General features: G+C 34.3%; 4 protein-coding genes. All 4 read right to left on the reverse strand.

The features are described from left to right. The gene (locus tag G5B32_RS13095) at positions 1-3,210 is read right to left on the reverse strand and encodes a SusC/RagA family TonB-linked outer membrane protein (RefSeq protein ID WP_165291980.1); all 3,210 of its coding nucleotides are present in this window, start codon (positions 3,208-3,210) and stop codon (positions 1-3) included. Between the two features lie 388 nt (positions 3,211-3,598). Next, complete coding sequence (locus G5B32_RS13100; RefSeq protein ID WP_165291981.1) at positions 3,599-4,249, reverse strand: hypothetical protein; 651 nt, start codon at positions 4,247-4,249, stop codon at positions 3,599-3,601. A 58-nt stretch (positions 4,250-4,307) separates the two neighbouring features. Then, complete coding sequence (locus G5B32_RS13105; RefSeq protein ID WP_165291982.1) at positions 4,308-5,759, reverse strand: RagB/SusD family nutrient uptake outer membrane protein; 1,452 nt, start codon at positions 5,757-5,759, stop codon at positions 4,308-4,310. Between the two features lie 18 nt (positions 5,760-5,777). Continuing rightward, positions 5,778-8,891 (reverse strand): SusC/RagA family TonB-linked outer membrane protein, encoded by a 3,114-nt coding sequence (locus G5B32_RS13110; RefSeq protein ID WP_165291983.1) that lies wholly within the window; start codon positions 8,889-8,891, stop codon positions 5,778-5,780. Between the last annotated feature and the right edge of the window lie 306 nt (positions 8,892-9,197).

The raw sequence follows: 9,197 nt of genomic DNA on the forward strand, positions 1-9,197 counted from the left end.
TTAAAATTTAGCTCTCAAACCAAAAGAGAATGTTGACAATGGAGAGTAAGTGTAAACACTTGAAGTTCCTGCTTCAGATACCATTGGATTAAAACCTTTACGTTTAGTCGACAAATAAAGATTATCTCCCGAAGCCCATACACTTAAACCTTCTAGACCTAAAGATCTTATCAAACCTTGATTAAAATTATATGTTAAACGAACGTTATTCAGGGCTAAATAATCTGATTTAGTAATAAAACGGCTTGACACCGATGAAACGTTAGCATCTTGATTATTTGATAATCTTGGAACATCAGTTATATCACCCGCCTTTTGCCATCTCTGCAACATATCCATATGCCAGTTATTACTTCCTATTAGGCCATTTCCCATTAAACTTGCGTAAGCACCATCATAAGCATATCCACCTAAACTATATAAGAATTGAGCGTTTAAAGTAAGTCCTTTATAGCCTGCTGCTAAGTTAAATGCTCCACGAATTTTAGGAATAGCTGTTTTATTAATGTATTTTATTGTAGCGTCTTGATATACTTTAGTTTTGCCTTCCAAGATCTCAGCATTATCAACATTTTCAAAAGCAGCTAATGAAGTGATGATTTGATCCACATCCTTACCATCATAAGTTCCATTACCATTTTTATCAATATAATGTACCGTCCATTCTGATCTTCCGTCTTCAGGATCTACGCCCACGAAATCCCTAATGTAGAAGTCATAAATCGAGCGGCCTTTACCCCATCCATAAGGAGACTGTGGATCCAAAATTTTTGGTTGTCCAGTAGAAGGCTCAATTGGCATTTTCGTAATTTTATTTTTGAAAATCTCACCATTAATACCCAAATCAAGGAAGTAATTTGGAGACTTTAGGATATGTCCTGTTAAATCAAATTCCAAACCTTTATTCTGAAGCTCACCATCATTTACTCTAATAAGGGCATAACCATTCGAAGGACCTACTCGACGATCAAAAATTAAATCTGTAGTATTTTTAATATAATACTCTAAAGATCCCGTTAAATACCTTCCTATTTCAAAATCAACACCAGTTTGAAACATTTTAGCTCTTTCCCACGTTAAATCAGGGTTACCTACATTCGGAGCGCCAATTGCTGGTAAATCATCTAAGTTCGTAATAGGGAATGTAACTATACCTGGATAATAGGAGCCTACAGACTGATCACCAATGATACCATAACTCATCTTAACCTTTAAGTAATCAAAAATATTTTGATTACTCATGAAATCTTCTTTAGAGACAACCCAACTACCACCAATAGACCCAAATGTACCCCATTTATTATTTTCAAATCTAGAAGATCCATCTCGACGAATACTTCCTGAAAGGTAATATTTATTATTAAAGTCATAATTTACTTGTCCAAAGAAACTTTCAACTGAAAAACCTTCTGTATAAGATGAAAAAGGGAATGTAACAACCGCATTATCAAATTCTTCGGAATCATCACGAACAAGCTGTCTTTTTGATCCAGATAATACATTATTAGAAAAATCCTGTATTTCATGAGCAGCTAATACTTCGATATTATTAAAATCATTTATCGCTTTTCTATATCTTAATAAATTTAATAAAGTATAAGAAAAGGTTTCTGTTCGTGTTTGAGAAATTGCCCCATTTGTTGAAAAGGAATTTCCATAGAATTTGCTATTTCTAGAAACGCTCTTGTTATGATAGTAGTTGATACCTAAAGAGTTTTCAAAAGTTAACCCTTCAATGATATTAAAATTTAAATAAGCTCTACCATTGATTTCATTTCTATATGCCCTGCGTAGACCATAAGTAGCATCTGCTAGTGAATTGGTTGAGTTTGCAAATCGTCTAGCTGTTTCACGACCATAATCGTACAGATAACCTCCATAAATTGGATCAGGAATTTTTTCGCCGTCTGCATCTCTCTCGAATAACGGGAAGATTGGAGGCATATTATCCATAAACCAAAAAATACTACCTGAATCACTAGTTTGTCCATTATTATTTCTAGTAGTACGTGAATAGGAAAGATTCAGACCACTGTTTAACCAAGGTTTAATCTTGTTATCTAGGTTCAAACGTCCTGAAAATCTCTCAAAATCAGATTTTATCGAATATCCCTTATCGGTTAAATAGCCAAACGATGTAAAATAATTGCTATTTTCTGATGATCCACCCATTTTTAAATTATAATCTGCTCTGAACGCATTTTGAAAGGCATAATCTTCCCAATTTTCTGGATCAAATTTTCTAGTAACTCCAGGTCTTACTGTTCTAGTCTCAGGGTCAATTAATTCTGCGGCAGTAGCATTCCACAAATTACTCAATGGATTAATACCTGATGAAGAAAATAATCTCGTATTTGCCCAAGCAATTGGATCTGCATTATTAATAATTGTAGCATGATTATACAAAGATTCCCAACTCAAACCAATATATGTTTCAGGAGATTTTATAACCTCATATCGAGGGATTAATGCAGCATTTGTTCCTAGATTAACATCAGCTTCAATAAAAGAGTTTTTCCCCCGTCCTGATTTAGTTGTAATAACAATTACACCATTTGCCCCTCTTGAACCATAAATTGCTGTTGCAGTACCATCTTTCAATACAGTTGAGGATTCTATATCACTTGGATTAATAGAAGTTAAGTTCCCGGTAAAAGGCACACCGTCGACAACATACAATGGAGATCTATTTCCATTTACTGAACCAAGTCCACGAATACGGATTGTAGCAGCAGTTCCAGGTTGACCTGTAGAATTGACAACCGTCACACCTGCCACCTCACCTGCTAATGCCTGAGAAATATTTGATACATTTTTACGTTCTAACTGTTCCGCAGTAATTTTCTTTGCAGAACCAGTGAAAGCCTCTTTTGTGGTACTACCGTATCCCACAACAACAACCTCATCTAGGGTCTGATTTTCACTTTCTAAAACAATGGATAAAGAATTAGAATTTCCAATATTTACTTTTTGAGTAGTAAAGCCAATATAGGAGATTGTTAATGTTGAGCCTGATGCAACTGATAGTTTAAACCTACCTAATCCATCCGTTTGAGTGACTGTATTCGTTCCAGCAACAACAATCGAAGCTCCACTTATCGGAGTTCCATCCGTTGATGTTACAACGCCACTCACATCTCGAGTTTGAGCAAATGACAAGCTAGTTACACAAGTCAGAGCAAAAAATGTACTGAGTAATTTTTGTTTCATAAATTATGTTTTTGTTTAGTAATTGTTAGCGTTGAATTTCAACACATTATCTATTTAAAGGAAAGATAACTATGCAAACATATGAAAATGTTTAACATATTTTAACAAAAAAAATAAAATTATTGAATCCGTTTATGAAGAGTACTTATGATAAATCAATTTTTTATAAATCAGATTATCTTAAACGCTAATAAAATTTATTAAAATAATTTCCGAATGATGGGGGATCTCGAAAGTAATTTGTTAGCACTATGTCTACTGATTATTAAAATATAACATTCACAAATTAAATGAAAAGTTGAAAGATCATTATATTATTACTACGTATGATCGATACTAATTTTGAATGTCTCACAACAACCTTAATGTAATTTCTATGGATTTATTGTCAAAAATTATCGAATAGATTTTTCAACAGTAAAATCCCCTTTTCAGTTAAATCAACTTTATTTTTAGAATAAAATAATTTAATAGCATTTATTTTAGTTGGAAAAATTTTGATTAATGAATTTTGCTTTCCATCAAAAGGGTGCAGTACACCTTGAAAATAAACAAAGTATTGATCCTTTATTCTTTTATAGTGCGCAGGTACGCTTTCCTCATAGGAGTTTTTTGCAGGTCTTGCTTTGTTAATATTAACTTTTTGAACTTTCGTCAACTTTATATCATTAGTATCTACTAATATTTGGTGATATTGAGACAAATTATTTTCAGTTATTAATTCAAAGACTATTTCTTGATTGTGAACTATTTTTGTAGCGTCCTTATTCAATAGTAATATTGTATTATTTTCAGACTTATGTTCCATTAAATCCTGTAACGCATTATACCTAATTAAATACTTAGTTTCACTTCCATTCACAGAAAAATATTTAAACTCACTATCAATGTATTTAGAACCCTCAATAGTTTCATCCGTATCACCTAAAGCTTTACCATACACTAATACTGAGGTTACTCCTTCATTTAATCTTATTTGCGCTTGACAAAAATGTGATAATGTTAAAAAAAACGCAATTAAATAAAAAATATTCTTCATCTCAATCTATTCCAATAAATAAGGGATAGTGCAAAAAACACTATCCCTTTAACTTTAATTAATTGTATCCTTCATTTTGTTGTATCAATGGATTCGCTAATCTTTCTTCATTAGGAATTGGTAATACAAATCTAAAATCGTTTGCTGGTAAAGTAGCTGTGGCTGGAGTTGGTGCGTCAGCTGTAGCACGTTGCACTGGTAACCCTCTACGTTTTAGATCCCAAAAACGGTGACCTTCAAATGCTAACTCTTTAAATCTCTCATCTATAATAGCCGTAATTACAGCGTCTTTATTTGCAAATGTTTGATTTGTATAGCCAGTAATACGCGCAGCTCGAAGTGCATTCAAATCAGACTCTGCACTATTCGCTCCACTTACAACACCATCCTCTGCACGTGCTTCTGCTCTAATCAAATACATTTCACCCGTTCTGAATACTTTAAAATGATTAACATTCTCATTAGTTGTAGCATAAGCACCACCAGCATATTTCTTAACTATTTTTGAAGGTTTACCTTGCACCGCTGCCAAAATAGGTTCATCTATTAAGTAACTCGCAAATCGAACATCATTAGTTTGGTCAAATTTGTCCCAAAGCTTCGACGAGGGTACCCAAGGAATACTAGATGGCGCTTGCAACACACCATTCACCAAAGTAAACTGACCTCTGTAGATGTTACCTAATCTAGAATTAGATACTGTTTTTGAAATTTTAAAACCAACTTCTGAATCTTTAGTATCAGTCCAAATCCCCGGAAAATCTTCTTTTGAAGCTAATGGCTTTGCATTGATAAATTCTGTAGAGTAAGTAATTGCATCTTTCCAATTGCGCATATACAAAGCAACTCGCGCTTGTAATCCAATAACAGCAAGACGATTAGCTCTAAATAAATCTGTAGAATTAGTATTAAGTAGAGTTTTTGCCTCAGTAATATCTGCAAGAAGCTTTTGAAAATAAGTATCCATATTTTCTCTAACTTTGGATTCAAGAGACGGTTCGGTCATATATATCATTCCTAAACCTGCAGGATCATAATTTTTACAATAATATCTAAACAATTCGAAATGAGCAAAAGCTCTCAAAAACAAGGCCTCTCCTTTAATTATAGATTTTTTTGCGTCATCACTTGCTGTTTCAGAAATTGCATTAGGTAACGCTATAAAGATACGATTTACACGATCAATTACACGATATAATGGATCTACTGCAGTATAACTATCTCTAATACCTATATCATCTGGAGCATACTGCCATTCGTGCGTCGTCTGTGCATTATAAAAATCACCTGCCTTCAATTCGTCAGAAAACACACCATTTAAGCGTACGGCCATATCTGCATCATAAGCAGCATAAGCCCCCATCAACAAAGACTCGTTGTTTGCAACGGTTCTCAGTGCAACATCCCCACCCAGGAAATCTGTCTCTGTGATTTCCAATAAATTGCTACAAGAAGTAGAAATTAATAGGAAGGATGCTATAGTATATATTTTTAGAAAATTCCTTTTCATCACTTGTCAAATAAAAAATTAAAATTTAAAATCAATACCGAAAACAAACATCTTAGGATTTGGGTATTCCACCAAACTAATATTATTGTTATCTTCTGGATCTGTTCCTGCCCATGGACTCCAAACTGCTAAATTATACGCATTAAAGTATAGATTAGCACCTTTAACAATTGTATTTCCAGCATATTTTATTTCTGGCAAATTGTACGCAATATTCAAGTTTCTTAAACGTAAGAATTTTGCATCTTGAAGATCTGAACTTGTAAAATTCTTAGCATAAGCAGGACTCGGGAAGAATTTATTATCCCCTGGCTTAAGCCATTGATTATCTATCAACTCTCTTGATTGATTAACTGCACCAGTGTTACCTCTAGTACCGTCTGTTATCCAATTGCGCACATTATTACTTCTAACCACGTCAAATTGATAAGAGAACAATACACCAACAGAAAATCTTTTGTACCTCAAATCCGCATTAAAACCACCTACATGCTTCGGTAAATATGTACCAAAATATGCAAATCTACCAGCATTTGCAACAGAATAGACCACAGTCTCTCCATCCTGAGCGTAATACATTGGTCTACCATCATCTGGGTTAGCACCTAAGTAATGATAAGTATAGTGTGAACCATATGGTAATCCTTTTCTAATGATGAAGGTACCTGACTCATACTCTGAAACCAACCCTAAATCTTCAATTTTGTTCTTATTGATCGAATGATTCCAACCTAGAGAAACATCAAAATCTTGACTTCTTACTACATCTACACCCACAAGAGCTTCAATACCCTTATTTGACATTTTACCCGCATTAATAGCCATATTATTAAAACCAGTTGTATTGCTCAATGGTTGATTAACAAATAAATCATGCGTCATCTCATTATACAAATCTAGTGTAAAACGTACCCTACTATCCCATGTTGCCAAATCAAGTCCAATGTTCGTTTTATTAACAGTCTCAATCTTCAAGTTCGGATTCCCTGGTGTCGAAGGTCCGATACCCGCAATAGTAGAACCTGTATAAGATGATGTTCCGAAAGCAGGGATTTGTGCTGACAAATAGTTAGGAACAGAAAATCCATTTACACTATAGGAATTAACTGTAATACTTCCAATATTAGGCGTTTGACCATAAGTTGCTCGCAATCTTAAATCATCAAAAAACCCTAAATTCTCGACAAAAGACTCTTTGATTGCATTCCAAACAAAACCAGTTGACCAAGTTGTTATCTCCCTATTTTGAATATTCGCAATACGAGAAGTACCATCACGTCTAACATTTGCATTAACCAAATATTTATCATTATATCCATATTCAGCAGTAGCAAAATATGAACGAATACCATAACCAGATCGTGCACTAGTAGCATTTTGACCCAATGTAGCAGCACCATTTGTTGGCAATGGATTAGCGCCTTGTCCAGTCCAAGGTAATGAAGGATTTAGATTATATAGTACAAATCCCATGCCCTTATTATAGACTCTTATCCCTTCAAAATAAGCTCCTGCTCGTACAGCATGGACATCATTAAATACTTTACTAAAATTTAAACTTGTCGTATTAATCAACTGCGCATTAATTGAACTCGCTTCTCTAACAAATCCCTTATTATAAGTTTGTACCGAACCTCTATACGAATCTGGGTGTATGTAATATTCATATAGGTTGTTGTCCGCATCCAAACCAGTTGTGTTTTTCAACACCAAGTCATCAGTTAATCTATACGACAATGTCAAACCTGTATTAATTTTCCACTTTCTCTCTGTCCATCTAGAATTTTCAGCAGTTTCTAACAAATTTGCTAACGTTTTTAGATTCAAATTCGTACCGCCACCACCAAAATTCAAAGTGCCGTCAGGCAAGTATGGATTGTCGTAAGGCTTAGCTCTATAAATCATTTGGAATGGGTTTAATGTACTGTTACCCCATGAATCACCAATTGCATTATTTTGCATACCATAAGACAAATTTGAATTCCACTTTAAATCAAATTTATTCTTATTATAACCTAGATTAAAACGACCTGAATACCTATCATAATCTGAAGTCTTATCTATACCTTGTTGCGAAAAATAACCTAAACTTGTGAAATATGTTAAATTATTTTCTCCCCCTTGTAGATTGATCTCATAGTTTTGAGATAAACCATTTCTAAATAATAGATCGCTAATGTCCGTATTAATATTTCTCGTGCTATCTAATTTTCTAGCATACTCATCCTTCTTAGCTTGAGAAAGATTAGCATTCGCAGGATTTAACGGGCTATAATACCATCCTGGCACATTCGAAAAACTCGCATTATCCGAATTAGTTATCAGACCAGTACGCTCTTCATAAGCCAACAATTCTTCCGTACTCATCAAATTAAGTCTAGAAAAGTCAGGAGGTGCAGTGGAACCAATTTGTGTTCTAAATGTAATATCAGATTTACCTTTTTTTCCAGATTTAGTCGTGATAACAATCACACCAACTCCTCCTCGAGCGCCATATAATGCGGCAGCATTCGCATCTTTCAAAACTGTTACCGATTCAAAATCATTTTGATTTAAACTTTCAAGTCCTGATACCGGGATTCCATCAACAATATACAATGGCTGAGCCCCAGAACCTTGAATAGATTTAATACCCCTAATAGTTATTGTTGCTCCAGCCCCTGGTTGTCCTGAACCTGAATTAGCTAAAACACCAGGCAAACGACCTTGTAGATTCTGTGTGATATTTGCAACAGGCTTATTTTCAACCTCTTTAGGGCCAATTGTTGCCGCTGCACCGGCGAAGTCAGCCTTTTTAACAGCACCATAGCCAGTCACCACCACCTCTTCCAAAGTCTGATCACCACTTTGTAATACAATGGATAAATTCGTTGAATTTCCTATAGATACCTTTTGACTTATGTATCCAATATAAGATACATTTAATGTACCTCCAGGATTTACAGAAATTTTGAATCGACCTGAACCATCTGTTTGAGTAGCAGTATTAGTCCCAACGACAGAAATAGAAGCTCCGCTTATTGGAGTTCCATCTGAGGAAGTTACCAAACCACTCACCTCTCGAGTTTGCGCAAATGACAAGCTTGTCACACATGTCATTGCAAACATAGTACTGAGTAACTTTTGTTTCATAAATGTTTGTTTTTGATTAGTAATTGTTAGCGTTGTTATACAACGAGTTGTCCATTATTTAGATACGGTACTATGCAAACATAAAAAAATATTTTACATTTTTTAACACTTTGCCATTTTTTTTTAAAAGTTGAATTTTTACCTTCTTGAATACAACAAAAAAAATCCAATTACTTATCAAATAAAACAGGAAAAAGGAGGAAGTATTGAATATTAGAAATTCATTCAAAATTATTTTGTAACAAACCCACAACTTCAAGTACAGTCAATCGGATAGGAGGAACGGGATTAATTCCCGTTCCGACA

Origin of the sequence: Sphingobacterium sp. SGL-16 (assembly GCF_011043515.1) — a bacterium.
Lineage (GTDB): Bacteria > Bacteroidota > Bacteroidia > Sphingobacteriales > Sphingobacteriaceae > Sphingobacterium > Sphingobacterium litopenaei.